This is a genomic window from Roseibium sp. MMSF_3412 (genome assembly GCF_030733265.1).
GTDB lineage: Bacteria > Pseudomonadota > Alphaproteobacteria > Rhizobiales > Stappiaceae > Roseibium.
In genome coordinates this window covers 14,421-39,641 of sequence record NZ_JASHJI010000008.1, presented here as the reverse complement: position 1 = coordinate 39,641, position 25,221 = coordinate 14,421, and the positions used below count along the sequence as shown (strand labels likewise).

At 58.2% G+C, this 25,221-nt stretch carries 19 protein-coding genes; 17 read left to right on the top strand and 2 right to left on the bottom strand.

Annotated elements, in window-relative coordinates; translation table 11 throughout:
* Window positions 1-82 precede the first annotated feature (82 nt).
* The 16 genes from dnaE to lpxB all read left to right on the top strand — a co-directional run bounded on the left by dnaE (window position 83) and on the right by lpxB (window position 19,586).
* Window positions 83-3,586, top strand: a complete 3,504-nt coding sequence (dnaE, locus tag RBB49_RS15300; protein WP_306143725.1) for a DNA polymerase III subunit alpha — start codon at window positions 83-85, stop codon at window positions 3,584-3,586.
* Window positions 3,587-3,881: 295 nt separating this feature from the next.
* A complete protein-coding gene (cpaB, locus tag RBB49_RS15295; protein WP_306143724.1) occupies window positions 3,882-4,685 on the top strand; it encodes a Flp pilus assembly protein CpaB in 804 nt (267 codons plus the stop codon).
* Between the two features lie 334 nt (window positions 4,686-5,019).
* Window positions 5,020-5,898, top strand: coding sequence for a 30S ribosomal protein S2 (gene rpsB / locus RBB49_RS15290; RefSeq protein WP_306143723.1), 879 nt, complete (start codon window positions 5,020-5,022; stop codon window positions 5,896-5,898).
* Window positions 5,899-6,042: 144 nt separating this feature from the next.
* Window positions 6,043-6,960, top strand: coding sequence for a translation elongation factor Ts (gene tsf / locus RBB49_RS15285; protein WP_306143722.1), 918 nt, complete (start codon window positions 6,043-6,045; stop codon window positions 6,958-6,960).
* A 67-nt stretch (window positions 6,961-7,027) separates the two neighbouring features.
* Complete coding sequence (pyrH, locus tag RBB49_RS15280; RefSeq protein WP_306143721.1) at window positions 7,028-7,747, top strand: UMP kinase; 720 nt, start codon at window positions 7,028-7,030, stop codon at window positions 7,745-7,747.
* Window positions 7,748-7,858: 111 nt separating this feature from the next.
* The gene (gene frr, locus RBB49_RS15275; protein ID WP_306143720.1) at window positions 7,859-8,422 is read left to right on the top strand and encodes a ribosome recycling factor; all 564 of its coding nucleotides are present in this window, start codon (window positions 7,859-7,861) and stop codon (window positions 8,420-8,422) included.
* Between the two features lie 32 nt (window positions 8,423-8,454).
* On the top strand, window positions 8,455-9,216 hold the full coding sequence (locus RBB49_RS15270; protein WP_306143719.1) for an isoprenyl transferase: 762 nt from the start codon (window positions 8,455-8,457) through the stop codon (window positions 9,214-9,216).
* Window positions 9,217-9,261: 45 nt separating this feature from the next.
* Entirely contained in the window at window positions 9,262-10,074 is an 813-nt protein-coding gene (locus RBB49_RS15265; protein ID WP_306143718.1) for a phosphatidate cytidylyltransferase, read from the top strand.
* 16 nt (window positions 10,075-10,090) lie between these two features.
* Entirely contained in the window at window positions 10,091-11,302 is a 1,212-nt protein-coding gene (locus RBB49_RS15260) for a 1-deoxy-D-xylulose-5-phosphate reductoisomerase (RefSeq protein WP_306143717.1), read from the top strand.
* 99 nt (window positions 11,303-11,401) lie between these two features.
* Window positions 11,402-12,544: an RIP metalloprotease RseP gene (gene rseP / locus RBB49_RS15255; RefSeq protein ID WP_306143716.1), complete on the top strand. Its 1,143-nt coding sequence runs from the start codon at window positions 11,402-11,404 to the stop codon at window positions 12,542-12,544.
* Window positions 12,545-12,707: 163 nt separating this feature from the next.
* Window positions 12,708-15,089, top strand: coding sequence for an outer membrane protein assembly factor BamA (bamA, locus tag RBB49_RS15250; protein ID WP_306143715.1), 2,382 nt, complete (start codon window positions 12,708-12,710; stop codon window positions 15,087-15,089).
* Window positions 15,090-15,169: 80 nt separating this feature from the next.
* Entirely contained in the window at window positions 15,170-16,207 is a 1,038-nt protein-coding gene (lpxD, locus tag RBB49_RS15245; protein ID WP_306143714.1) for a UDP-3-O-(3-hydroxymyristoyl)glucosamine N-acyltransferase, read from the top strand.
* Between the two features lie 47 nt (window positions 16,208-16,254).
* On the top strand, window positions 16,255-16,719 hold the full coding sequence (gene fabZ, locus RBB49_RS15240; RefSeq protein ID WP_306143713.1) for a 3-hydroxyacyl-ACP dehydratase FabZ: 465 nt from the start codon (window positions 16,255-16,257) through the stop codon (window positions 16,717-16,719).
* A 6-nt stretch (window positions 16,720-16,725) separates the two neighbouring features.
* Complete coding sequence (lpxA, locus tag RBB49_RS15235) at window positions 16,726-17,523, top strand: acyl-ACP--UDP-N-acetylglucosamine O-acyltransferase (RefSeq protein WP_306143712.1); 798 nt, start codon at window positions 16,726-16,728, stop codon at window positions 17,521-17,523.
* 4 nt (window positions 17,524-17,527) lie between these two features.
* Window positions 17,528-18,415, top strand: coding sequence for an LpxI family protein (locus tag RBB49_RS15230; protein WP_306143711.1), 888 nt, complete (start codon window positions 17,528-17,530; stop codon window positions 18,413-18,415).
* Complete coding sequence (gene lpxB / locus RBB49_RS15225) at window positions 18,408-19,586, top strand: lipid-A-disaccharide synthase (RefSeq protein ID WP_306143710.1); 1,179 nt, start codon at window positions 18,408-18,410, stop codon at window positions 19,584-19,586. The genes RBB49_RS15230 and lpxB overlap by 8 nt, the downstream gene beginning before the upstream one ends.
* A 146-nt stretch (window positions 19,587-19,732) precedes the next feature.
* Here lpxB and gltA read toward each other — a convergent pair whose 3' ends face one another.
* Window positions 19,733-21,025, bottom strand: a complete 1,293-nt coding sequence (gene gltA / locus RBB49_RS15220; protein ID WP_306143708.1) for a citrate synthase — start codon at window positions 21,023-21,025, stop codon at window positions 19,733-19,735.
* A gap of 255 nt (window positions 21,026-21,280) precedes the next feature.
* Complete coding sequence (gene gltX, locus RBB49_RS15215; protein ID WP_306143707.1) at window positions 21,281-22,705, bottom strand: glutamate--tRNA ligase; 1,425 nt, start codon at window positions 22,703-22,705, stop codon at window positions 21,281-21,283.
* Between the two features lie 350 nt (window positions 22,706-23,055).
* On the opposite strand from gltX, the gene RBB49_RS15210 reads away from it, so the two are divergent.
* Window positions 23,056-25,221: a ComEC/Rec2 family competence protein gene (locus RBB49_RS15210; RefSeq protein WP_306143706.1), complete on the top strand. Its 2,166-nt coding sequence runs from the start codon at window positions 23,056-23,058 to the stop codon at window positions 25,219-25,221.

Below are 25,221 nucleotides of genomic sequence, written 5' to 3'. Positions count from 1 at the left end.
CACAACTCGGACAGCGTCTCGACAGCAGCAGAAAGACACGATTGACTAGGCTCTGATTCCAGCAGCAGAAAAGAGCCTCGGCATGTCCGCGACAGAAGGTCGAAACCAACAGTCTGAAAACGCGTCAGGGGCGCACGGTTCCGGCTCGGACGGCCCCGGTTACGTACATCTGAGGGTACACTCCGCGCTGTCACTTCTCGAGGGTGCCCTGCCGATCAAGAAACTTCTTGAACTGGCGAAGGACGATAACCAGCCAGCTCTCGCCATTGCGGACACAAACAACCTTTTCGGTGCCCAGGAGTTTTCCGCGAAAGCGTGGGGCACAGGCATTCAGCCAATCACGGCTTGTCAGCTTTCCATCTTCTTCGACGACGGGCTTGAAGGCGCGCGCCGGGGGGAGTTGCCCCTTGCCGACGTCGTTCTGATTGCGATGACGGAAGCGGGTTACGGAAATCTGATGGAACTGACCTCGCGGGCGTTCCTCGATACCGAGACCGGACTGAAGCCACACGTTACTGCCGAGTATCTTTTTTCAAAATCGCAGGACCTGATTGTTCTCACTGGCGGGCACCTCGGCCCGGTCGGCGCGGCACTTTTGCACGGACAGAAACAGATCGCACGAACCCGGCTTGAGATGCTTGCAAATGCGTTTCCGGCCCGCTGCTATGTTGAATTGCAACGGCATGGGCTGGAAGAACAGCGCAAAACGGAAGACGCGTTCCTGGATCTTGCCTATGAATACGGCCTGCCGGTGGTCGCGACGAACGAGGCTTTCTTTGCGAAACGCGAAGACTATGAGGCGCATGATGCGCTGATCTGTATATCAGAGGGCCGCGTTCTCATCGAAGAAGACCGCAGACGCCTGACACCGGAACATTATTTCAAGAGCCGCGCGGAGATGTGCGCCCTTTTTTCCGATTTGCCCGAGGCGCTCTCCGCAACCATTGAAATCGCACAGCGGTGCAGTTTCAGGCCGGAGCGCCGCGCGCCGATCCTGCCGCGTTTCGCCGGTGCGGATGCGGATCCGGAAAGTGCCGAACAGGCCGAGGCGGACGAGCTCAAACGCCAGGCCCGGGAAGGGCTGCGCGCGCGCCTCGACGAGCATGGCCTGGCTCCGGGGCTGGAAGAGAAGGACTACTGGGAGCGTCTCGATTACGAAACCGGCATTATCGAACGCATGAAGTTTCCGGGATACTTCCTGATTGTTGCCGATTTCATCAAATGGGCGAAGGCGAAGGACATTCCGGTGGGGCCGGGCCGTGGCTCCGGTGCCGGTTCGCTCGTTGCATGGTCGCTGACCATTACCGACCTCGATCCGATGCGTTTCTCGCTGCTTTTCGAGCGCTTTCTCAATCCCGAGCGCGTCTCGATGCCTGACTTTGACATCGATTTCTGCCAGAGCAGGCGCGAAGAAGTCATTCGCTATGTTCAGGAAAAGTACGGGCGTCAGCAGGTTGCGCAGATCATCACCTTCGGATCGCTGCAGGCGCGCGCCGTCCTGAGAGACGTTGGCCGTGTTCTCCAGATGCCCTACGGACAGGTTGACCGGCTCTGCAAGCTGGTCCCGGCGAACCCGGCCAATCCCGTGACGCTTGCGCAGGCGATTGCCGACGAACCACGGTTGAGCGAGGCGGCACGGGAAGAGGAGATCGTCGAAAGACTGCTCTCCATGGCCCAGAAGCTTGAGGGGCTTTACAGGCACGCATCGACACACGCAGCCGGGGTCGTGATCGGCGACCGGCCGCTCGAACAACTGGTCCCGCTTTATCGCGATCCGCGTTCCGACATGCCGGTCGCGCAGTTCAACATGAAGATGGTCGAGGATGCCGGACTGGTGAAGTTCGACTTTCTGGGCCTGAAAACACTGACGGTGATCGATACGGCCGTTGCATTGATCGAACGGCGCGGTGTGACCGTCGATGTTGCCGGGCTCCCGATCGACGACACCGGGACCTACGAGTTGCTTGCACGTGGTGAAACATTCGGTGTGTTCCAGCTGGAAAGCCAGGGCATGCGCCGGGCAATTGCGGGCATGAAGCCGGACCGCTTCGAAGACATCATTGCGCTTGTTGCGCTCTACCGTCCCGGCCCGATGGAGAACATCCCTGTCTATAACGCCGTCAAACACGGCGAACAGGACCCGGACTGCCTGCATCCGCTGCTCGAACCGATCCTGATGGAGACGAACGGGATCATCGTCTACCAGGAACAGGTCATGCAGATCGCGCAGGTCCTGTCCGGGTATTCGCTCGGCGAGGCCGATTTGCTGCGGCGCGCGATGGGCAAGAAAATCGCGGCTGAAATGGAAGTGCAACGGGCGCGTTTCGTGGATGGTGCGGTTGAGCGCGGCATCAACAAGGCACAGGCGGGGACGATTTTCGATCTTGTGGCCAAATTCGCGAATTACGGCTTCAACAAATCGCACGCGGCTGCCTACGCGCTGGTTTCCTATCACACGGCTTGGCTCAAGGCGAACCATCCGGTCGAGTTCATGGCTGCTTCGATGACGCTTGATCTCGGCAACACCGACAAGCTGGGTGATTTCCGTCAGGAAGCGCGGCGCATGAAGATTGACATCGTGCCGCCGTCGATCAACCGCAGCGGTGTGGTTTTTGATGTTTCGGACGGAAAGATCCTGTATGCGATGGGCGCGATCAAGGGCGTCGGTGAACAGGCCGTGGAACATATCGTCGAGGCGCGGGGAGATACACCGTTCAAAAGTCTTGGCGATTTCGCGCGCCGGATCTCGCCGAAATTCCTCAACAAGCGGACACTGGAAAACCTTGTTGCCGCCGGCGCGTTCGACGAACTCGAACCGGACCGTGCACGCGTGTTCGAGGGGATCGACCGTATCATGGGACTGGCCCAACGAACCGAGGAGAACCGGACGCTCGGACAGGACGAACTGTTCGGCGGCAGCGACAGTGAAGAGCCGTTGCAGCTCGACGAGGTGCTCAGTTGGACGAATGACGAGAAGCTTCAGCGCGAACATGCAGCGATCGGATTTTATCTGTCAGCGCACCCGATCGACGAATATGCAAAGGTGCTGGACAAGATGCGGGCGCAGCCCTGGACGCAGTTTGCAGATGCAGTCAAGCAGGGGGCGTCTCACGGAAGGCTCGCAGGTACGGTGATTTCGCTTCAGGAGCGCAAGACGCGCACCGGGACAAGAATGGGGATTGCGCGTCTCTCCGATGCGAGCGGCCAGTACGAGGCCCTGTTGTTTCGTGAAAAGCTCGAACAGTTCCGGGACGTGTTGCAGCCTGGACGCTCGGTCGTCGTTCTCGTCGGCGCCGACATGAGGGACGAGGAGCCGTCTTTGCGGGTCGAACAGGTTGATCCGATCGACAAGGTTGCTGCGCGTCTGCAGAAAAGCATGCGCGTCTTCGTGCGCGACGAACGCCCGATACAGAGCCTGGCACGACAGCTTACCGTCAGAGGTGAGGGGGACGTGACGGTGATCGTGCTTCTTGAAAACGGCTCGCGTGAGGTTGAAGTGAAGCTGCCGGGCCGGTTCAGGCTGTCGCCTGAAATCGCAGGCGCGCTCAAGGCAGTGCCTGGCGTGACGGACGTGCAGATGGCCTGACGTCCAGCGCGTTTCGATCCTGAGGGTGTGTTTTGCGCCGGACGGAACTGTGCGCCCTGGCGCCGGCATTCGTCGGCTTCAAGGCGCGCACAGCCACGCCGCTGGTTCTTAAGGCGACTAAGCAAATTTGAAACAAAAAGCAGAAAACTTTAAGAAAATTTGTGATTTGATTTCTTAATGTTTTGAACGTGACAAAATATCTTCGCAGACTGTTAATAGTACTGGGATTTTTCCTTCGTAATTGCTTATGATCTGCGGTTTTTCCATGTATTCTTGGTTCCAATAATCATGAACTGTGCCGGGACTATGCAAATTGTGGACGAAACTCGCTAGGATATTTGTACTACTTGTATCCCTTGGCGCAGGCTATCAGGCGTTTCATTTCGTCAAGGATACCGAAGTGGCTGTGGCGGCGCCGCCGCCACCCCCGCCGGTCGAGCACGCCAAGGTGCTCGTTGCCGCGAAGGATATTCCCCAGGGCGGCAAGATCTCGGACCAGGACTTCGCCTGGGTTGAATGGCCGAAGAATGCTGTTCCAGCGGGAGTCATGACAAAGGTAAAGGGTGCGGAGGCGAGCCAGGATGTTATCGGCAGCATTGCCAGGACCGCAATTTTTTCTGGTGAACCCATCCGCGGCGAGCGGCTGATCCAGACCGACAAGGGATACATGGCCACCATGTTGCCAAAGGGAAAGCGTGCCATCGCGGTCCTTGTCGGACAGGAAACCTCGGCGGGCGGTTTCATTCTGCCGGGGGACAAGGTCGATCTGATTCTGACGCGAGAACTCGAAGGCGTCGGTGTGACAAGCGAGACGATCCTGGAGAATATTCGTGTTCTTGCGATCGACAGCACCACGGCCGGAGAACAGGACGAAAAAAACCTGCCGCCCAACAGGACCGCGACACTCGAACTGACACTGTTCCAGTCCGAAGTGGTGGTCCAGGCACAACAGGTGGGATCGCTCGCGCTTGCATTGCGCAGCGTCGAGGATTCGGCTGAAAATGCCGAAGTCACTGAGCGCCAGAGGGCCCAGATTTTCGTGCGCGTGAATCCCGATCATTGGTCCGTCGGGTCAGCGCAGGGCGGCAGCCTGGACTAGCGCCATTTCATTCTGCGATTTCATCAGGTTTTCCAAAGATGCCCCGGGGCTGTGAAGCCCTGTGGCGGAAGCCATCCGTTCAAACGGCAATCCGGCTTGTGCCCGACCAAAACCCGTCCGCCTCCAGACACCTGCCAAGATCGCCCGAAAGTTGGAAAGAAATGCCTGTTTTGGTCTTGAAATAAATTTCGCTGCCAACTATAAGGCGCGCATTCCACACGCAAGGGGCGGAACCTGAGCTTATCGGGGTCCATCCGGTGGCCGACAGGAGACTTCCTCCGGCCCAAACTCCTCTTGCGGAGGTTAAACCGGAAAACTCAGGAGATTAAGGGCCATGGCTTTGCCCGATTTCACCATGCGTCAGCTGCTCGAAGCCGGCGTTCACTTTGGTCACCAGAAACACCGTTGGAACCCGCGCATGGGTCAGTACATCTTTGGTGTACGCAACGATGTTCACATCATGGATCTGTCGCAGACGGTGCCGCTTTTGCACCAGGCACTGAAGGCTGTTTCCGACACGGTTGCCGGCGGTGGCCGCGTTCTGATCGTCGGAACCAAGCGTCAGGCCCAGGAAGCTGTTGCGTCTTCTGCGCGCAACTCCGCGCAGTATTTCGTCAACGCCCGCTGGCTCGGCGGCATGCTGACCAACTGGAAAACCATTTCCCAGTCCATCCAGCGTCTTCGCAAGCTGGAAGAAACGCTGTCTTCGGATGCGGCCAACGCCCTGACGAAGAAAGAGCGCCTGTTCATGGACCGCGAGCGTGAAAAGCTCGAGCGGAACCTGGGCGGTATCAAGGACATGGGCGGTATCCCGGATCTTATCTTCGTGGTCGACACCAACCGCGAGGCAATCGCAATCCAGGAAGCACGCCGTCTTGGTATTCCGGTGGCTGCGATCCTCGATTCCAACTCCAATCCGGACGGCATCACCTATCCGGTGCCGGGTAACGACGATGCAGGCCGTGCCATTTCGCTCTACTGCGATCTGATCGCGCGTGCTGCGATCGACGGGATTTCCCGTGCGCAGGGTGCTGCCGGCATGGATCTCGGCGCGTCGGAAGAAGCGCCTGTCGAAGAGGCTTTGGTTGAAGCTGCGGAAGAAGCGGCACCCGCCGAGGAAGCTCCGGCAGCAGAAGCAGCGCCCGCTGCAGAAGAAGCTCCGGCCGCGGAAGAAGCTCCGGCTGAAGGTGAGCCGGCTGCGGCGCAAGCCTGATCCGGTGCTGCCGCGTATCAGCGCGGCGGAATACATGTTGAATTCGCAAGACGGGCTGCACTTTGGTGCAGTTCCGTCATAAAGATGCGGGCAGCAATCAGCTAAACCGTGTCTTATCTGAAACCCCCATCCACGAGGCAATCGATGAGCATTACCGCTGCGATGGTAAAAGAGCTCCGTGAGAAATCCGGCGCTGGCATGATGGACTGCAAGACCGCTTTGAATGAATCTGGCGGTGACATGGAGGCGGCTGTCGACTGGCTGCGCACCAAAGGCCTGGCCAAGGCTGCAAAGAAAGCCGGACGCGTTGCCGCTGAAGGTCTTGTTGGTGTTGCAACCGACGGCACCAAGGCTGCCGTTATCGAGCTGAACTCCGAGACCGATTTCGTTGCGCGCAACGAAGGCTTTCAGGAACTGGTTGCCAAGGTTGCCAAAGTTGCGACCACAACCGACGGAACGGTGGAAGCACTGGCTGCTGCCAATCTCGACGGCAAGTCCGTTGCCGACGCGATCACCGATGCGATTGCAACCATCGGCGAGAACATGACCCTTCGTCGTTCCGCGTTGCTTTCGGTCAATGAAGGTGTCGTTTCAACCTATGTCCACGGCAAGGTTGCCGAGGGACTTGGCAAAATCGGCGTGCTGGTTGCGCTTGAATCGTCTGCAGATACGGCAAAACTCGATGGCCTTGGCCGTCAGATCGCGATGCACGTTGCAGCGACAAGCCCTCTTGCTCTGAACACCGAAGAGCTGGACCCGACGGTCGTCGAACGCGAGAAGGCTGTTTTCTCAGAGCAGGCGCGCGAATCCGGAAAGCCTGACAACATCATCGAAAAGATGGTGGAAGGACGTTTGCGCAAATTCTACGAGGAAGTTACGCTCGTCAAACAGGCCTTTGTCATCAATCCGGATCAGACGGTTGAGCAGGCTGTTGAGGCGCTCGCGAAAGAACTCGGGACCGAAGTCAAGCTTACCGGTTTCGTCCGCCTTGCCCTAGGTGAGGGGATCGAGAAGGAAGAGCAGGACTTTGCCGCGGAGGTGGCGGCAGCCACCGGGCAATAAGCTCACGAAAGCGCCGGCAAGACCGGCGCTTTTTTTTTAGAAAGACAATTCTAGCCCAGGTGTAACCATGACGAATTCTTTGCGTTGGAAACGGATCCTTCTGAAACTTTCCGGTGAGGCCCTGATGGGATCGCAGGCTTTCGGAATTGACCCGGCCATTGTACAGAGAATCGCAAAGGAAATCGCCGATGCCGTTGCTCTCGGCGCCCAGGTCGGCGTCGTTGTCGGCGGCGGTAACATCTTCCGCGGTGTTGCTGTTGCGGCAAAAGGCGGCAACCGGGTCACGGGCGACCATATGGGCATGCTTGCCACCATCATGAACAGCCTGACCCTTGCAGACGCCCTGAGGCGCCTGAAGGTCAATGCACGCGTCCTGTCGGCCGTCGCTGTTCCCTCGATCTGCGAGACGTTCTCGCAACGCGTTGCCGACCGTTACATGGAAGACGGCGACGTGATCATTTTTGCCGGCGGGACCGGCAACCCTTTCTTCACGACCGATAGCGGGGCAGCGCTGCGTGCGGCAGAGATGAAATGCGACGCTTTTCTGAAAGGGACACAAGTGGATGGTGTCTACTCGGATGATCCCAAGGAGAACCCGGACGCCGAGCGGTATGTGACACTGGGCTATGAAGAGGTCATCACACGTAATCTGAAAGTGATGGACACAACGGCGATTGCTCTGGCGCGCGACAACTCTATCCCGGTCATCGTTTTTTCAATTCATACACCCGGCGCTCTTGTAAGCGTGCTTCAGGAAACGGGCACTTACACAGTCGTGGGTGACTGACACTTTTCAGCCTGATCTTTTCTTCATGCTCTTGTGTTTCAGCGCGTTTGTGCCATGTTGGCGCGCGCTGAGACTCCATTTAGCCACGCATAAAACAACAGTGAGGACAAAATGTCGGTAGAAGGTGTCGATCTGGACGATTTGAAGCGCCGGATGCAAGGTGCTCTCTCGGTGCTGAAAACCGATTTTGCCGGCCTTCGCACAGGCCGTGCGTCAGCGTCCATGCTGGATCCAGTTTCCGTCGATGCCTATGGCCAGGCCATGCCGATCAACCAGGTGGCCACAGTGTCCGTTCCCGAGCCGCGCATGGTTGCGGTTCAGGTGTGGGACAAGAGCATGGTCGCCGCAGTCGAAAAGGCAATCAGGGAATCGAACCTTGGATTGAACCCGGTTGTCGACGGTCAGTTGCTCCGCCTTCCCATTCCCGAACTCAATCAGGAGCGCCGCCAGGAGCTCATCAAGGTCGCCCACAAATACGCCGAACAGGCGAAAGTCGCGATCAGACATGTTCGCCGGGACGGCATGGACGATGCCAAGAAGGCAGAAAAAGACGGCGAAATCTCCCAGGATGACAGCAGGGCCGCATCCGACGAAGTCCAGAAACTGACCGATCAGATGATCGGTGAGGTCGACGGCATGCTGGAAAGAAAAGAACAGGAAATTTCACAGGTCTGAGCGGTGATTGGACCTGTGAGCAGGGGGAGCCCATGAGCGTCAGCCCGAACCCGCAAGCTCCGGCAGAAAGCTGCCCGATCAGAACGATGCCCGAACATGTCGCCTTTATCATGGACGGCAACGGACGTTGGGCGACGTCGCGCGGCCTGCCGCGGACCGAGGGACATCGTCAGGGCCTTGAAGCTCTCAGGAAGACCATCCGGCATGCGGGCAAAGTCGGCATCAGGGTTGTCACCATCTACAGTTTCTCATCTGAAAACTGGAACCGTCCGGCAACAGAAGTTTCATTCCTGATGGGATTGCTGAAACGTTTTGTTCAACGGGATCTCAGTGAACTGCACGAGGCGAATGTCCGAATTCGCGTGATCGGTGGACGCAGCGATCTGGAACCGGGAATACTGGCCCTGCTGGAGGAGGCCGAGGACCTAACACGCAAGAACACCGGTCTGGATCTCGTTGTCGCGTTCAATTACGGCGCACGTGATGAAATTGTCCGGGCCACGCAACACATTGCACAGCGTGTGAAAGACGGTGAATTGAGCGTCGAGGACATTTCAGAAGACACGCTCTCGCAAAATCTGGACACGGGCGGCTTGCCGGATCCGGATCTCATCATCCGCACAAGCGGTGAAATTCGTCTTTCCAATTTTCTCCTCTGGCAAGCAGCCTATTCCGAGTTTTATTTCTGCGACCTCAACTGGCCTGATTTTGACGAGGCCGCGCTCGACCAAGCCCTTGACTGCTTTTGCAATCGTGAGCGGCGCTATGGCGGTGTCGATGCCAAAGCGCTCTGATGTGCGGCGTCCGTGATGGAAGAGACCGGACCAAACCCGCGAAAAATGTCCGACTTGCGGCTGCGGCTCATTTCCGCCGTCATCCTGGGGCCTCTGGTGCTGCTGATCACTTTCTGGGGCGGCCTTGTCTTTGCGCTCCTGGTGCTTGTGGCCGCCATCCTGTTCCTGTGGGAGTGGATGACGATTACCGGGACGCGCGAGGCACACCTTCCGACGGGTTTGAGTGTTGCAACACTTCCCGCGATGACCGTGTTGCAGGTGATCGGAATGCCCGAGATCTCGCTTCTCGTGCTGGTTGCGGGTGCGGCATCGGTGTTTCTCTGCGCCGGCGGCGGCCAGACTGGCCGATGGGGTGCGGAAGGTGTCCTGTTTAGCGGTCTGTCGCTGTTTTCGCTGCTTGCAATCCGTGCGGGGAGCGATGGATTGCTATTTGCCTTTTTCCTGATGTTCGTCGTCTGGGCGACCGATATCTTTGCGTATTTCACCGGAAGGGCGCTCGGCGGACCGAAACTTTGGGAACGCGTGTCTCCAAAGAAGACCTGGTCAGGCGCGCTCGGCGGACTGATCTTTGCGACCGTTTTTGGAACAGGTGTGGCTGCACTTGCAAATGCGCAGGGGCTGTTTGGCTGGGCGGTGATCGCAGTGGTGCTCTCCGTGGTGTCCCAGGCGGGCGATTTGCTCGAGTCAGCGATCAAGCGACGCTTCAACGTGAAGGACTCCAGTCGATTGATACCCGGCCACGGCGGCATTATGGACAGGATCGACGGACTTGTTGCCGCGGCCATATTTGCCGTGCTGGCCGGCGTTGTTCTCGGCGGGCCACTTTCGGATCCGATTGCGGGCCTTGGACTTGGTTAAACGTGGGGAGAGTTCGTTGCCGGCCGAAGCCGAAACAGACGTCGGGCATGGCCCGACCAGAATAACCGTTCTCGGAGCGACGGGGTCCATCGGTCAAAGCCTTGCCGATCTGCTTGAAAGAAATCCCGATCGTTTTGATGTCGTTGCGCTTGTCGCCAACCGCAACGCGGACGCACTGGCCGACATGGCCATCAAACTCAACGCATCGACAGCGGTTTTGGCGGAAGACAAGAACCACCAAGCGCTTGCAGAACGCTTGAAGGGAACAGGCATCACCGCTGCAAGCGGACCGGGCGCGCTTGACGAAGCCGTTGATATGGAGGCCGATCTTGTTGTCGGTGCGATCGTCGGTGCCGCCGGTCTTTTGCCCACATTCAGAGCCATCAGACCGGGACGCCGTATTGCACTCGCCAACAAGGAGTGCCTTGTATGCGCGGGCGACCTTTTCGTCGACCGGATCAGGACGTCCGGGGCCGAGCTGCTGCCTGTCGACAGCGAACACAATGCGATCTTTCAGGTTTTCGAGAAAGACCAGGCGGACCAGATCGAGAAGGTCATCCTGACCGCTTCAGGTGGACCCTTCAGGACCTGGCCCATCGAAAAGATGAAAGCGGTCACGCCGAAGCAAGCCCTCAAGCACCCCAACTGGGACATGGGTGCCCGGATTACGATCGACAGTGCAACCATGATGAACAAAGGCCTGGAGGTCATTGAAGCATCACACCTTTTCCCTGTTTCGAATGATCAGCTGGATGTTCTGGTCCATCCGCAGTCCACGATCCACGGACTTGTGCAATACAAGGATGGTTCGCTTCTGGCTCAGCTCGGAAGCCCGGACATGCGTACACCGATCGCGCATTGCCTGTCGTTTCCAAGACGCATGCCTGTGCCGGTCAAGCGCCTGAACCTCGCGGAATTGGGTACCATGACATTCGAAGCTCCCGACACGGAGCGCTTTCCCTGTCTCGGAATTGCCCTCAATGCGCTGGAAACGGGCGGGGCGGCTCCGGCGGCGCTCAATGCGGCGGACGAGGTCGCCGTCGATGCATTTCTTGGCGGGCGTATCGGCTTTCTGGACATACCGGCCGCGATCGATGCCGTTTTGGAACGTTTATCCGCTTCGGATTCGCTAAAGCCTTCAAAAAGTGTTGAAGACGTCCTCGCACTGGATTCCGAAGCGCGGCAAAAGACCTTAGAATGGGTCGAGAGCCGGACGTCATGGCATTGATGCTGCTGGAAAAAAGTGTCTTACCATTAACGCGCCGTAATTCTCTTATTAATAATGTGATGCAATAAGTGCCTCGTTGCGTTTAGATCGGACCCCTGAATGGATCTCTTAGTATCTGCTTATTCCCTCGTTGTCGGAACGATCATTCCCTTCCTGTTTGTCCTGACGATCGTGGTGTTTTTCCATGAACTCGGGCACTTCGCGGTCGCGCGCTGGTGCAACGTGAAGGTGGACGCGTTCGCTGTCGGGTTCGGACGCGAAATCTTCGGCTGGTACGACAAGAAGGGAACGCGCTGGAAACTGTGCATGATCCCGCTCGGCGGCTACGTCAAATTCGCCGGTGATGAAAACGCTGCCAGTGTTCCAAGCCGCGAAATGATTGCAAACATGAGCGATGAGGAGCGCAAAACCGCGTTCATCGCAAAGCCTGTCTGGCAACGCGCGGCGATTGTCGCTGCTGGCCCGCTTGCGAACTTTCTCCTTGCGATCGTCATTTTTGCTTCTTTGTTCATGTCTGCCGGCAAGCAGGGACTTGTTCCTGTCGTCGAGGAAGTGTTTCCGGGCGGCGCGGCGGAACGAGGCGGTATCGTGGCCGGGGATGTCGTCAAGCAGATCGACGGCAGGGACATCCACACATTTGGAGAGATGCGCCAGATCGTCCTGATGAATGCGAACAATCCGCTCGTTTTCGAGGTTGAGCGTGGAAACGATCTTGTATCTCTGACGGTTACGCCTGATGCCAAGGAAAAGGAAGTGTTTCTTGGCGAGCGCCAGATGGCCGGAGACATCGGCCTGCGGGGCAGTGCCGATCCGGAGAATGTCATAAGCATCCAGTACGGTCCCGTCGGAGCCGTGGTCGAGGGCGCAAAGGAAACCTACCGGATCATGGATGGCACCGTCAGTTATATCTGGGGTGTGATCACGCAGCGTCAGTCCGCGGATCAGCTTGGCGGTCCGATCCGTGTTGCCGAGATTTCGGGCAAAGTTGCCGAGCATGGCCTGATACCGCTGATTTCGCTTGCTGCGGTTCTGTCTGTCAGCATCGGTCTGATCAATCTGGCTCCTGTCCCGATCCTGGACGGCGGTCATCTTGTTTTCTTCGCCGCGGAAGCCCTGCGCGGGAAGCCCTTGAGCGAACGCGTGCAGGATGTCGGCTTCCGCATCGGATTGGGCTTGGTATTAATGCTAATGGTCTTCGTAACGTGGAGGGATATTTTGCGTCTCGTATCAAACGATTCCTAGCAGCCGTGACATTGGCGCAACGTCTTCAGACTAAATCGCTTTCAGGCGCGAAGTGCGGTTGCGTTATCGGTAAAAACCTATACAACGTTCGTCGGTTCCAAGAATCCGCAGGGGTGAGCGCAGTTTCTTGGATGGGGTACTATAAAAAAGGCATAGCGCAATAATGCAGCGATTGCAGAGACTTATACGGGCCGTGTGTTTGGCGGCAGCCGTATTTTCGGTAGGGTCGGTCGTGCCGCAGCTGGCAGGGCCAATGTCCTTCGTTTCGGTTGCCGAGGCGGCCGTTGCCAGAAGCATTCAAGTGCAGGGCAACACACGCGTCGAGGATGAAACGGTCATCAGCTACATGACGATCGTTCCAGGCCGCTCCTACAGCGCCTTCGATGTGGATGAATCCCTGAAAGCCCTGTATGCGACAGGTCTGTTTGCCACGGTTGATATCACCCCGCGCGGCAATACGGTCATCGTCACGGTTTCGGAAAATCCGATCATCAACAGAGTGTCGTTCGAGGGGAACCGCAAGATCAAGGATGATGCCCTTGAAACCGCGGTCCGTTCTCAGCCCCGGACAACGCTTTCGCGAGCACGTGTCCAGACAGACGTTCAGAATATTCTGGAATCCTACCGCCGGTCCGGACGCTTCGGCGCTTCCGTAGAGCCGAAGATCATTGATCGCGGACAGAATCGTGTCGATCTGGTTTTTGAAATCAATGAGGGTGCCAAGACCGGTGTCGAGCGCATCAGCTTTATCGGCAACAAGGCGTTCAGCGACGGCCGGCTGCGTGACGTTATCCGGACACGTGAAACGGGTCTGCTGAGTTTCCTGCGCAGCACGGACACCTACGATCCCGACCGCCTGGCGGCCGACGAGGAATTGCTTCGCAGATACTACAATCAGAAGGGTTATGCGGACTTCCGGATCGTTTCGGTGAGCGCTGACCTGGACCGCGAACAGAACATTTTCTATGTCACCTTCACGGTTGATGAAGGCGAGCGTTACAAGATTGGCGACGTCGAGTTGGTTTCGACCATTGCCGAGGTCGATCCCGAGGACCTGCGCAAGCTTGTGAGGACGCGCAGCGGCCAGACCTTCAATTCCTTGCGGGTCGAGCAGTCCGTCGAAGAAATCACCCTGCGTGTTTCAGAAGAAGGATACGCGTTCGCGCGCGTGCGTCCGAGAGGGTCGCGCAACTACGACGACAACACGATCTCCCTGATTTACTACATCGAGGAAGGTCCGCGCGCCTACATTGAACGCATCAACATCGTCGGCAATGACCGGACACGTGAATATGTGATCCGCCGCGAGTTCGATATCGTTGAAGGCGATGCTTTCAACAGGGCGCTCGTCGACAAGGCGGAAAGACGTTTGCGCAATCTCGGATTCTTCGAGAATGTGTCGATCACGACGCAGCAGGGCAGCGCGCCCGACCGTGTTGTCGTGAATGTCCGCGTGGAAGAAAAGCCGACCGGAGAAATCTCATTCGGCGTCGGATACTCGACCGTTGACGGTATTGTGGGCGATGTGTCGCTTACCGAAAAGAACTTCCTCGGCCGAGGCCAGTTCGTGAAACTTTCCATCGGCGGCGGCACCGATACGCAGTCCTATGAGTTCCGCTTCGTGGAACCGTTCTTCATGGGACGCCGGGTTGCCTTTGACGTCGACGTCTATCGCCGTGTGGACGACGCGAACGATTACCGTTCCTTCGATCAGGAAAGAACCGGCGGCGGTTTCGGTTTCACGCTTCCGCTTCGCGAAGAGGAACTTACGCTTCGTCTGTTCTACAACATCTTCCAGGAAGACAACTCCGATCCCGACAGCCAGTCGACAAACATCAACAATTGTAACACCAACAATCTGTCGCTTGCGGTCTGTGACTCGCTGGGAACCTACCTGACATCGCTGGTCGGTTACGATTTGCGCTATAATACGCTTGACCGGAACCTTGACCCGACGGACGGTGTCTTTGCCTCCTTCGGACAGCAGTTTGCCGGTCTTGGCGGCGACAGCTTCTACATCAAGACGGAAGCCCAGGCCCGCGCCTACAAGGAAATCCTGGCCGACTACGGTCTGGTCGGCAGCCTGCAGATCCGCGGCGGAAACATCATGGCGCTTGGCGACGAGCGTCTGCGCGTCTCCGAGCAGTTCATGCTTGGCGGCAACCTGGTCCGTGGCTTTGAGAACCAGGGTATCGGTCCTCGTGATGCGACGACGGATGATGCCATTGGCGGCCGGTTCTTCTTTGCCGCGACAGCGGAAGGCACGTTCCCGTTCCCGATCATCCCGAAGGAACTCGGCCTGAGCGGCGCGGTGTTCGCCGATGCGGGTTCGCTCTGGGATGCCGACAGCGATCTTGTCAATCTGGTTGAGAACAACGGTGGCAGGATCGATTCCAACGATCTGGCGATCCGTGCATCGGTCGGCGCAGGCGTTCGCTGGAGATCGCCGTTCGGTCCCATCCGCGCTGACTTCGCGTATCCGCTCGTGAAGGAAGATTCGGATAAGACACAGCTGTTCAGATTGAGCGGCGGGACCCGCTTCTAAATCGCGGTCAATTGCGTTAGAAAACGGCCGCCGGGTCAAAACGGCGGCCTTTTTTGTTGGCTTGCAACAAGGATCAAACTATGTCCGAGCCCAGGTTCTTCGAATTTCCTCAGTCCATTGTGCTCAAGACGGTTGCCGAATGGGCGGATGCGGAAATCTATCGCGGCGAAGACGGTCTGGAGATCTCGGATGTTGCGCCGCTGGAGGATGCGGGACCCGGTGCTCTGGTCTTTTTTGACAACACCGCGTATCTGAAGCAACTGGAGACAACGGGTGCAGCGGCCTGTCTTGTCGGTAAGCGGCACAAGGACAAGGTGCCGGAAAATGTTGCCGTACTGATCTGCGAGGACGCTTATCGGTCCTGGGCGAAGGTTCTTGCAAAGCTTTTTCCCGATGCGATGTCTCCAACAGAAGCTGGAAGTTCGGGTGTCTCCGAAAGGGCGGTCGTCGATCCGACGGCAACGCTTGAAGACAACGTAACAATCGAGGCGGGCGCCGTCGTGGGAGCTGGAGCCGATATTGGATCCGGATCGGTTATTCGGTCGAATGCGGTTATCGGCTTCGGCGTGAAAATCGGCCGCGACTGTGTCGTCGGACCCAATTGCACTGTCCAGCATTCCGTTCTTGGAAACCGCGTCACGCTTCATCCTGGCGTCTGCTGCGGCCAGGACGGGTTCGGGTATGCAATGGGACCGCAGGGGCATTTGAAGGTACCCCAGGTGGGACGGGTCATTGTGCAGGACGATGTTGAAATCGGTGCCAATACGACGATCGACCGTGGGGCAAACCGGGACACGGTGATCGGGGAAGGCACGAAGATCGACAACCAGGTGCAGATTGGCCACAACGTGGTTGTCGGGCGGCACTGCGTTCTGGTTTCTCAGGTCGGCCTTTCCGGCAGCTGTACGCTGGAAGACTTCGTGGCGATCGGTGGCCAGACGGGCGTGCGCGGCCACGTGACCATTGGAATGGGAGCCCAGATTGCAGCCGTGAGCGTGGTCAGCGAAGACCTGGCTCCGGGCGGGCGCTATGGCGGAACGCCTGCAAAACCAGTGAAACAGTGGTTCAGGGAAGTCGCCGCCGTCAGAAAGCTTGCAGAACGCGGCAACGAGCCGTAAACCGCGATGTATTGAATGTTTCGGAGTTAATCCGCCGAGGGGCACTCATGGAAGACGAAGAAAAAAAGACACTTGCCAGCGCAGACATCATGAAAATCATGAAGCTTCTGCCGCACAGGTATCCTTTCCTGCTTATCGACAAGATCATCGAGATGGATGGCGATAACAGCTGTATCGGGATCAAGAACGTCACGATCAACGAACCCCATTTTACCGGTCACTTTCCCGAACGGCCGGTTTTCCCCGGTGTTCTGCTCATTGAGGCGATGGCGCAGACGGCAGGTGCACTTTGCGTTCACGCGCGTGGAGATGACGCACCGCCGCAACTTGTTTATTTCATGACCATTGACAAGGCGAAGTTCCGCAAGCCGGTTGAACCTGGCGATCAGGTTCATTTTCACGTCAAGAAGATCAAGCAGCGCGCCAATATCTGGAAGTTCGACGCCGTCGCCCAGGTGGACGGAAAGAAAGTAGCAGAAGCGGAAGTCAGCGCGATGCTGATAGATGCGTGAGGGAAAATGACAGATATTCATCCTACGGCCATCGTTGAAGACGGGGCCGTGATCGGCGAGGGAACCCGTATCGGTCCTTATTCGATTGTCGGACCGAACGTTGAACTCGCTGATGGCGTGGTTCTCGAGGCGCATGCCGTCGTCGCCGGGCACACAAGCGTCGGGTCCGGAACTCATATCTTCCCGTTTGCCAGTATTGGTCACAAGCCTCAGGACCTGAAGTTCTCCGGTGAGGTGACACGTCTCGAGATCGGTGCGAACAACCAGATTCGGGAACATGTCACGATGAGCCCCGGCACCGAAGGCGGTGGCGGCGTCACAAAGGTTGGCGACAACGGACTTTTCATGATGGGCGCCCATGTCGGGCACGACTGTATTGTCGGAAACAATGTCATCCTTGCAAACAATGCGACGCTGGCAGGCCACGTTGAACTTGCGAACTTCGTTATACTGGGCGGGCTCAGTGCGATCCGGCAGTGGTCGCGTATCGGGACCGGGGCAATCGTCGGCGGCATGACCGGCGTCGAGTTTGACGTTATCCCCTATGGGTCCGTTATCGGCGACAGGGCGCGCCTTGCTGGTCTCAACCTGATCGGTTTGAAGCGCAAGGGCCTCCCGCGTGAGCAGATCCACGCGCTCAGGGCAGCCTATCGTGCCCTGTTCGAGAGCGAAGAAGGAACGTTGCGCAGCAGGGCCGAGGCTCTTGCAGCCGATACGCAGGACCAGCCGCTCGTAAAAACGGTCACCGACTTCATCCTCGAGAAGGAAGACCGGCGGTTCTGTACGCCGCGCAATGAAGACTGACACAATGTCAGAAAGGGCTGATGCGCAGTTTGCACGCCTGGCCCTGATCGCGGGCAACGGCGTGATTCCGCGGCAGATCGCGGATGCGCTGGAAACGGCCGGCCGTGATTATCGTCTGATTGCGATCAAGGGCGAGGCCGACGAGGCAACCAGACGCAAGGCGAATACGGAGCTCGGATGGGGAGAGATCGGCCGCCTCTATGCCTTCTTGAACAAGACCGGCTGCGAAGAAGTTCTGCTTATCGGCGGGGTTTCCAGACGGCCCGACTTCATGTCCTTCTTGGCCGATTTCGGCACCTTGAAAAGACTGCCGGCCATCATAAGGGCACTCGCAGGTGGAGATGACAGTCTTCTGACCAAGGTCATTCGTCTTTTTGAAGAGGAAGGGTTTCTCGTCGTGGGTATCAAGGATGTAGCACCGCAGCTCCTGGCATCCAGTGGAGTTCTCGGGCGGGTCAAACCTTCGAAGGCCGACTGGCGCGATCTTCAGCTCGCGCTCGAGGCGACAAGGCGCCTGGGGGAACTTGATATCGGTCAGGCGGCAGTCGCTGTCGGTGACCGCGTAATTGCGCTTGAAGGGGCAGAGGGCACCGACGCCATGCTGCAGCGCTGTGCCGAATTGAAGTCCAGCGGCCGTGTGCGCGCGCGCGGGCGGGCAGGGGTTCTCGTCAAGACGGCCAAGCCCAACCAGGATCTGCGTGTCGATCTGCCGACCGTCGGACCAAGGACAATCGATCTTGCACATTCCGCCGGTCTTGCCGGGATCGCGGTTGAAGCGCAAGGGGCCCTGATTGCCGACAAGAACGATACGCTGAAAAAGGCTGACGAGGCGGGTCTTTTCGTGGTTGGGATTGACCGGGCTCTGATCTCGGATGAGCCGGTCGATGACTGAGACCGCGCCGATGATCTGCCTTGTGGCAGGTGAGGAGTCGGGCGATCAGCTGGGTTCGGAGCTGATGAAGGCGATCAATGTCAGGCTGAACTCCAAAGTGCGGTACTGCGGCGTCGGCGGCGAGCGGATGACGTCGCTCGGTCTGACCAGTTTTTTCGACATGACGGATGTTTCCGTCATGGGCCTGAGTGCCGTTCTTGCACGCCTGCCGCTGATTGTGCGGCGTGTCTATCAGACGGTCGACGCCGTGGTTGCGCAAGATCCTTCCGTCCTGGTCATTATCGACAGCCCGGATTTCACGCACAGCGTCGCCAAAAGGGTCAGGAAACGGGCACCACATATCCCGATCGTCGGCTACGTGTCGCCGTCCGTGTGGGCCTGGCGGCCCGGGCGGGCCCGGAAAATGAGCGCTTATGTGGATGAGCTGCTCGCGCTTCTGCCCTTCGAGCCGGACGTACACAAGCGGCTCGGCGGGCCGCGCACCCATTATGTCGGCCACCCCTTGGGCGAAAACCTTGCACAATTGCGTCCTTCAGCCGGTGAAAGAAGCGCGCTCGATACAGGCAAGCGGGTTCTGCTTGTACTGCCGGGCAGCCGCGGCAGCGAGATCAACCGGCTCCTGTCCGATTTCGGAGACACGGTCGCCTTGATCAAGGACGAGATGCCGGATGTTGACGTGTTGTTGCCGGCGGTCGCGCATCTGGAAGACAGGATCCGGGAAGGTGTTGCCAGCTGGAAACACAAACCGGACATCGTTTCCGGCCTCGAGGCCAAGAACGCCGCTTTTCGCCGTGCCCACGCAGCGTTGGCCGCTTCCGGGACCGTTTCGCTTGAGCTTGCACTTTCCGGTGTTCCGATGGTGGTCGCCTACCGTGTGGACTGGTTTTTCCGGCGGCTCAAGGAACTCAATCGCATCCTGAAACTGGCAAATTTCGATTCTTTCGTGCTGCCCAACATCATTCTCGGAAACAAGGCGATACCGGAATTTCTCGACGAGGAAGTTCAGGCCGCGGTGCTCGCAGATGAGCTGAGGCTGCTTCTGGAAGACAGCCCGGAGCGCAAGGCCCAGTTGGCGGAACTGGCGCGCCTGGACGACCTGATGCGGTTGCCGGACGGGCACAGTCAGCGTGAAGCGGCCGCTGATGTCGTTCTGGAGGCGATGAAAAAGTGAATGTTCCGGGTCTCCGGCTGATTTTTCTGAGCTATTGAAATCAATAAGTTCCAGGCGAGGATGCTCAGGCCTGCGAAGTCGCTGCCACCTGAATCAAAATACCCCCGGAAAACCGGGGGTATTGCGTTGGGTCCCAGGCGCTGGCTTTAGCGGCGCTGGTCGATTGGCGTATAGTCGCGCTTGGTCGCTCCGGTATAGAGCTGGCGCGGGCGGCCAATGCGCTGCGACGGATCTTCGACCATTTCCTTCCACTGCGCGATCCAGCCGACCGTGCGTGCCAGCGCAAACAGCACTGTGAACATTGTTGTCGGGAAGCCGAGGGCGCGAAGCGTGATGCCCGAATAGAAGTCGATGTTCGGGTAGAGCTTTTTCTCGATGAAATATTCGTCGTTCAGGGCAATTTTCTCGAGCTCGATCGCGACGTCGAGAAGCGGATCGTCCTTGATGCCAAGTTCGCCCAGCACTTCGTGCGTGGTCTTCTGCATGATGCGCGCACGCGGATCGTAGTTCTTGTAGACGCGATGCCCGAAACCCATGAGGCGGAACGGGTCGTCCTTGTCTTTCGCGCGCTCGACATATTCGGGGATGTTGTCGACCGATCCGATTTCGGACAGCATGTTCAGCGCTGCTTCGTTGGCGCCGCCGTGCGCGGGCCCCCAGAGGCAGGCAATGCCGGCCGCAATGCAGGCGAACGGGTTCGCACCGGAGGAGCCGGCAAGGCGAACGGTCGACGTGGACGCGTTCTGCTCGTGGTCTGCATGAAGGATGAAGATGCGGTCCATGGCGCGGGCGAGAACAGGGTTTACCTTGTACTCCTCGCACGGCACTGCAAAGCACATATGCAGGAAGTTGGCCGCGTAGCCAAGATCATTGCGCGGGTAAACGAACGGCTGGCCGATGTGATATTTGTAAGCCATGGCGGCGATGGTCGGCATCTTCGCGATCATGCGAAGCGAAGCGACCATGCGCTGGTGCGGATCGGTGATGTCCGTTGAGTCGTGATAGAAGGCCGACAGGGCACCGACCGTTCCGACCATGATGGCCATCGGGTGGGCGTCGCGTCGGAAACCGGAAAAGAACCGGTTCATCTGTTCGTGGATCATCGTGTGATAGGTCACACGATTTACGAAATCGTCTTTTTGAACCTTTGTCGGCAACTCACCGTAGAGCAGCAAATAGCAGGATTCCAGGAAATCGCCATGATCGGCAAGCTGCTCGATCGGGTATCCGCGGTAAAGAAGCGTACCTTCGTCGCCGTCAATGTAAGTGATCTTGGATTCGCAGGAGGCGGTTGACGTGAAACCGGGGTCATAGGTGAACATGCCCGTGTCCTTGTACAAGGACGAGATGTTCACCACTGACGGCCCGATGGATCCGTCAAGAACGTTGAAGTCGTGGTCGCCACCACCAACGTTTAGCTTGGCGTTGTTTTCGGCCATACAGAAACCCCTTCGTGTTATCCTGATGTGCAGTTCGGGACAGGCTTGATCGCGATCACGCAAAGCCCGCACCGGACGGCACTTGAGAAATTTTCGCGTCTTGCGTAGCCCATTTACCGCAGTGCCGCAAGCAGCCCGGTATAACGCTTTGGTCAAAGACGCCCGAGCGGCGGCCCGCCACTGCGCGGATCAACTCGACCGCGCGTGAACGCACCTTCTGCGGATTGCCAGGGTGCACAGGTGCCGGCAAAGAGATCAGTTCGCTTGGTCGTTGATCCGCGCAAGCGATTCCGCTCTGCCCAGAGCCACCAGAACGTCGTAGATGCCCGGTGACGTGCCGCGCCCAGTCAGGGCGGCGCGAATGGGCTGTGCGACCTTTCCAAGCTTCAGATCCTTTTGTTCGGCAAAGGACTTAACCGCAGTTTCGAGGGCATCCGCCGTCCAGGACGATACCGGTTCAAGAACGGAATGCAGCTCGCGAAGGATCGACTTTGCGTCGTCATTGAGAATCTTCAACGCTTTTTCATCCAGGTCCAGCGGTCTCTGACGCCAGAGATAAGATGCGCTTTCCGTCAGTTCTACAAGTGTCTTGGCCCGTTCCTTCAAGCCGGGCAACGCGGCAAGCGCGGTTTTTTCGTTGTCACCTGTCGAAAGCCAGGCAAGGACAGCGCTGCCTTCGTCAACGTGGTTCAGATATGTCTTCCAATGACCGAGAAGCTCGGCGTCGTCGGTCGAGCGCATATAGTGGCCGTTCAAGTTTTCCAGCTTCTTGAAATCGAAGCGGGCGGCGGACTGTCCAACCGCGTCAAGTCCGAACCACTTGATCATGTCGTCAAGCGCCATGATTTCCTCATCGCCATGGCTCCATCCGAGCCGCGCGAGGTAGTTCCGCATGGCCTGGGGCAGGTAGCCAAGGGCGCGATAGGCTTCGGCGCCCGTTGCGCCGTGCCGCTTCGACAGTTTTGCGCCATCGGGACCATGAATGAGCGGAATGTGCGCCATTTCCGGCGTGTCCCAGCCCAGTGCCTTGAAGATAAGCGTCTGCCGGGCCGCGTTGGTCAGGTGATCAACGCCGCGTATGATGTGTGTGACACCCATGTCGTGATCGTCGACCACGACTGCGAGCATGTAGGTCGGGGTCCCGTCGGAGCGCAGCAGGATGAGATCGTCGAGATCCTTGTTCGGGATCACAACCCGCCCCTGTACCTGATCGTCGATGACCGTTTCACCTTCGCTCGGTGCCCGAAGCCGAACGACAGGATCAATTCCCTCGGGTGCTTCGGAGGGATCCCGGTCTCTCCAGGTGCCGTCATATCTTGGAGGACGGCCTTCTGCACGGGCCTTTTCGCGCATGGCCTCGATTTCTTCAGGTGTGCTGTAACACTTGTAGGCGTTGCCGCTTTCAAGCATCTGCGCAACCGCTTCCTTGTGCCGATCGACGCGCGAGAACTGCGAGATCGGATCGCCCTCCCAATCCAGCCCGAGCCACGTGAGACCATCTATCAGGGCGTCGACAGCCTCCTCGGTTGATCGCGCCCTGTCCGTATCCTCGATCCGCAGCAGCATCTTTCCATTGTTGTGTTTGGCGAAAAGCCAGTTGAACAGGGCCGTGCGAGCACCGCCAATGTGGAGGTAGCCGGTAGGGGAAGGCGCGAAGCGCGTAACGATCTCTTGTGCCATGGTGCTTTTTTTGAAAGTCTCTATCAGATGAGCAGCGCGGGGTGCGCCTTCAATGTGGCGCGGTCTTAGCACAGGAAAACGGGGCAAAACAGTGCTCGAGCTGTTTCTTCCGCCTGTTCGGCGCCAATGGTTTGTCCATGCCGGGCAATGACGGGGAAAGCAACGTCAAAATACCCGAAAACGTGTTGAAAAACGCGCCAAGTTCCTTTGATCCTGTCGTAAAACCTGGGCGCAAAGCCCGCAACCCGGGCACTTCCAGGCGCTCCGTTCACACGTTCTTTTCGTTTGCTGGAAAAAGCAGCGACAGTTTGGCACCAGACAGCGCCTGGGAAAACCGGGCGCTGCTGTGGATGAGTTTTTCTTTCGCCGCCGGGATCGTGGTCTATGTGCTGTTGCCGTCAGAACCTTCTTGGCAGCTTCTCTCGGTTATCCTGTTGGCTCTGTCGGGATTTGCCTTTCTGGAGCACCGCAGAAGGGGCCTGACACCATTTGTCCTGTTGGCGCTGGCCTTCTGGGCGGGGGGAACGTTGTCCGCGATCCGCTCGGCCTATGTCGAGACGCCGCGTCTGGCACATGAAATGACGGTGGATCTCAGCGGACGTGTGCTTGAACGTCTCGTGCGGCCGAACGGTGTCCGGCTGGTTGTCGGCGTGGAAACGGTCAACGACCTCTCGGTGAACGATGTCGATTTTCCCGCACGGATCCGGATCCGGGTACCGCGCGAAGCGTCTGCTGCAATTGGCAACAAGGTGCAGGTGCGCGGGCGTCTTTTTCCACCCGCCGGTCCCGTCACGCCCGGCGGATACGATTTTTCTTTCCATGCCTATTTCTCCCAAATAGGTGCGACGGGTTTCAGCTTTGGTGAGCCTCTCGTCGTCAAGGAGGATGAAGCCGCTTTTGCGTTGCGTATGGCAGCTCTGGTGCAATCTCTCAGAGACAGTCTGGCAGCACGCATCAGGACCGATCTCGGGAACGCTCCGGAAGCCGCTCTTGCGGTCGCACTTCTCGTCGGTGACCGCGGTGCGATTTCCGAACGTGATCAAGAGGATCTGCGTGCGGCCGGACTGGCACACATCCTCGCGATTTCGGGTCTCCACATGGCGCTTTTCGCCGGGGGTGCCTACGCTGCGGTCCTGTTCCTTCTGTCACTCTTTTCGCCTCTCAGCCTTCGCCAGCCGATTCACAAGTTTGCCGCAGCCTCAGCGCTGTTTGCCGCCATATTCTATCTGCTTGTCTCGGGTGGAGCGATCGCAACGCAAAGATCTTTCCTCATGATCGCGCTTGTCTTTCTGGGCATCCTGGTTGGTCGCAGGGGACTGACGGTCCGCAGTGTTGCGCTTGCGGCGCTCCTGCTTCTGGCTACGGCACCGGAACGCCTGTTTCATCCCGGTTTTCAGATGTCGTTTGCGGCGGTCATTTGTCTGGTCGCGGTTTATGAAGCCTGGCGCGACCGTTCCGGACAAGGTGTTGCGCCCGGGTCATTTCAGAGCGACTGGAAAGCCCGTCTCGCCAGAGCAGCCGGCAAATGGCTTCTGGGGCTGCTGGTCACCGCTCTTGTGGCCGGCACGGCGACGGGGATCATCGCGGCACACCATTTCGGCCGTGTCGCGCCTCTTGGTGTTGTCGGCAACATGCTCGGAATGCCGGTTTTCTCGCTCCTGGTCATGCCGATGGGCGTTCTCGCGTTTGTTCTGATGCCTTTCGGCCTGGCGGCGCTCCCGCTTTCTGTCATGGCATTCGGGCTGCGCCTTCTTCTGCAGATCGCAACCTTTGTCGCAGAACTGGACGGAGGTGGCGGCGTGATCGCCCGGATCACGGCGATCGAGATGCTCGCATTCGTGACATCCCTCTTTGCTTTCCTTTTGTTCAGGGGCAAGGCCCGCATCATGGCAGTGTTGCCGTTCGCACTTGGGATGGGTCTTGTTCAGGTCTCATCTCCGCCGGACGTACAAATCGCGGCATCCGGTCATCGCATCGCAGTCAGGGACCAGAGTGGAAATCTCAAGTGGTCCGGTCGACAGGAAACCTTTCAGACCGAGTCCTGGTATCAGGCAGAGGGTGTTTCTCGGTCCAGGATCAAGTCGCACAAGATCAAATCGCCTCAATTTGAGTGTGACAAGCTTGGCTGCGTTGCGGAAGCATACGCGCGCATGCAGGCTTTTCGGGATGCCGGGGAACCGGTCAGGCCGCTGAGGATCGCATTGACAAAGACACAGGAAGCGCTGGATCAGGACTGTCGCTACGCTGACCTAATCGTGAGCGATTTGATCGTATCCAGTCGATGTTCGGCCCCTCTCGTATTCGACACGCGTCTTCGCCAGAACAGAGGCGCTATATCTCTCTGGCTCTCGGTAATGCCCCGGGAAAGCACTCCCTTTTCACCCGAAGGAAGCGCTGCAGGAGACTACAACGGGGGGAGTGGGCTGACCGGCATCACCAGAATCGAATTTGCGATCGAAAAGGTTCCCCGTCCCTGGCATCGGCAGGGAACCGTTACGCGGGCTTCGCTGAGGTAA

Bases quoted from the DNA above. Each gene is read 5' to 3' on its own strand.
- lpxA (WP_306143712.1), top strand. From the start codon at position 16,726: ATGACAGATATTCATCCTACGGCCATCGTTGAAGACGGGGCCGTGATC.
- rpsB (WP_306143723.1), top strand. From the start codon at position 5,020: ATGGCTTTGCCCGATTTCACCATGCGTCAGCTGCTCGAAGCCGGCGTT.
- lpxB (WP_306143710.1), top strand. From the start codon at position 18,408: ATGACTGAGACCGCGCCGATGATCTGCCTTGTGGCAGGTGAGGAGTCG.
- bamA (WP_306143715.1), top strand. From the start codon at position 12,708: ATGCAGCGATTGCAGAGACTTATACGGGCCGTGTGTTTGGCGGCAGCC.
- pyrH (WP_306143721.1), top strand. From the start codon at position 7,028: ATGACGAATTCTTTGCGTTGGAAACGGATCCTTCTGAAACTTTCCGGT.
- RBB49_RS15270 (WP_306143719.1), top strand. From the start codon at position 8,455: ATGAGCGTCAGCCCGAACCCGCAAGCTCCGGCAGAAAGCTGCCCGATC.
- dnaE (WP_306143725.1), top strand. From the start codon at position 83: ATGTCCGCGACAGAAGGTCGAAACCAACAGTCTGAAAACGCGTCAGGG.
- fabZ (WP_306143713.1), top strand. From the start codon at position 16,255: ATGGAAGACGAAGAAAAAAAGACACTTGCCAGCGCAGACATCATGAAA.
- RBB49_RS15265 (WP_306143718.1), top strand. From the start codon at position 9,262: ATGTCCGACTTGCGGCTGCGGCTCATTTCCGCCGTCATCCTGGGGCCT.
- RBB49_RS15230 (WP_306143711.1), top strand. From the start codon at position 17,528: ATGTCAGAAAGGGCTGATGCGCAGTTTGCACGCCTGGCCCTGATCGCG.
- gltA (WP_306143708.1), bottom strand. From the start codon at position 21,025: ATGGCCGAAAACAACGCCAAGCTAAACGTTGGTGGTGGCGACCACGAC.
- RBB49_RS15210 (WP_306143706.1), top strand. From the start codon at position 23,056: ATGAGTTTTTCTTTCGCCGCCGGGATCGTGGTCTATGTGCTGTTGCCG.
- lpxD (WP_306143714.1), top strand. From the start codon at position 15,170: ATGTCCGAGCCCAGGTTCTTCGAATTTCCTCAGTCCATTGTGCTCAAG.
- gltX (WP_306143707.1), bottom strand. From the start codon at position 22,705: ATGGCACAAGAGATCGTTACGCGCTTCGCGCCTTCCCCTACCGGCTAC.
- rseP (WP_306143716.1), top strand. From the start codon at position 11,402: ATGGATCTCTTAGTATCTGCTTATTCCCTCGTTGTCGGAACGATCATT.
- tsf (WP_306143722.1), top strand. From the start codon at position 6,043: ATGAGCATTACCGCTGCGATGGTAAAAGAGCTCCGTGAGAAATCCGGC.
- frr (WP_306143720.1), top strand. From the start codon at position 7,859: ATGTCGGTAGAAGGTGTCGATCTGGACGATTTGAAGCGCCGGATGCAA.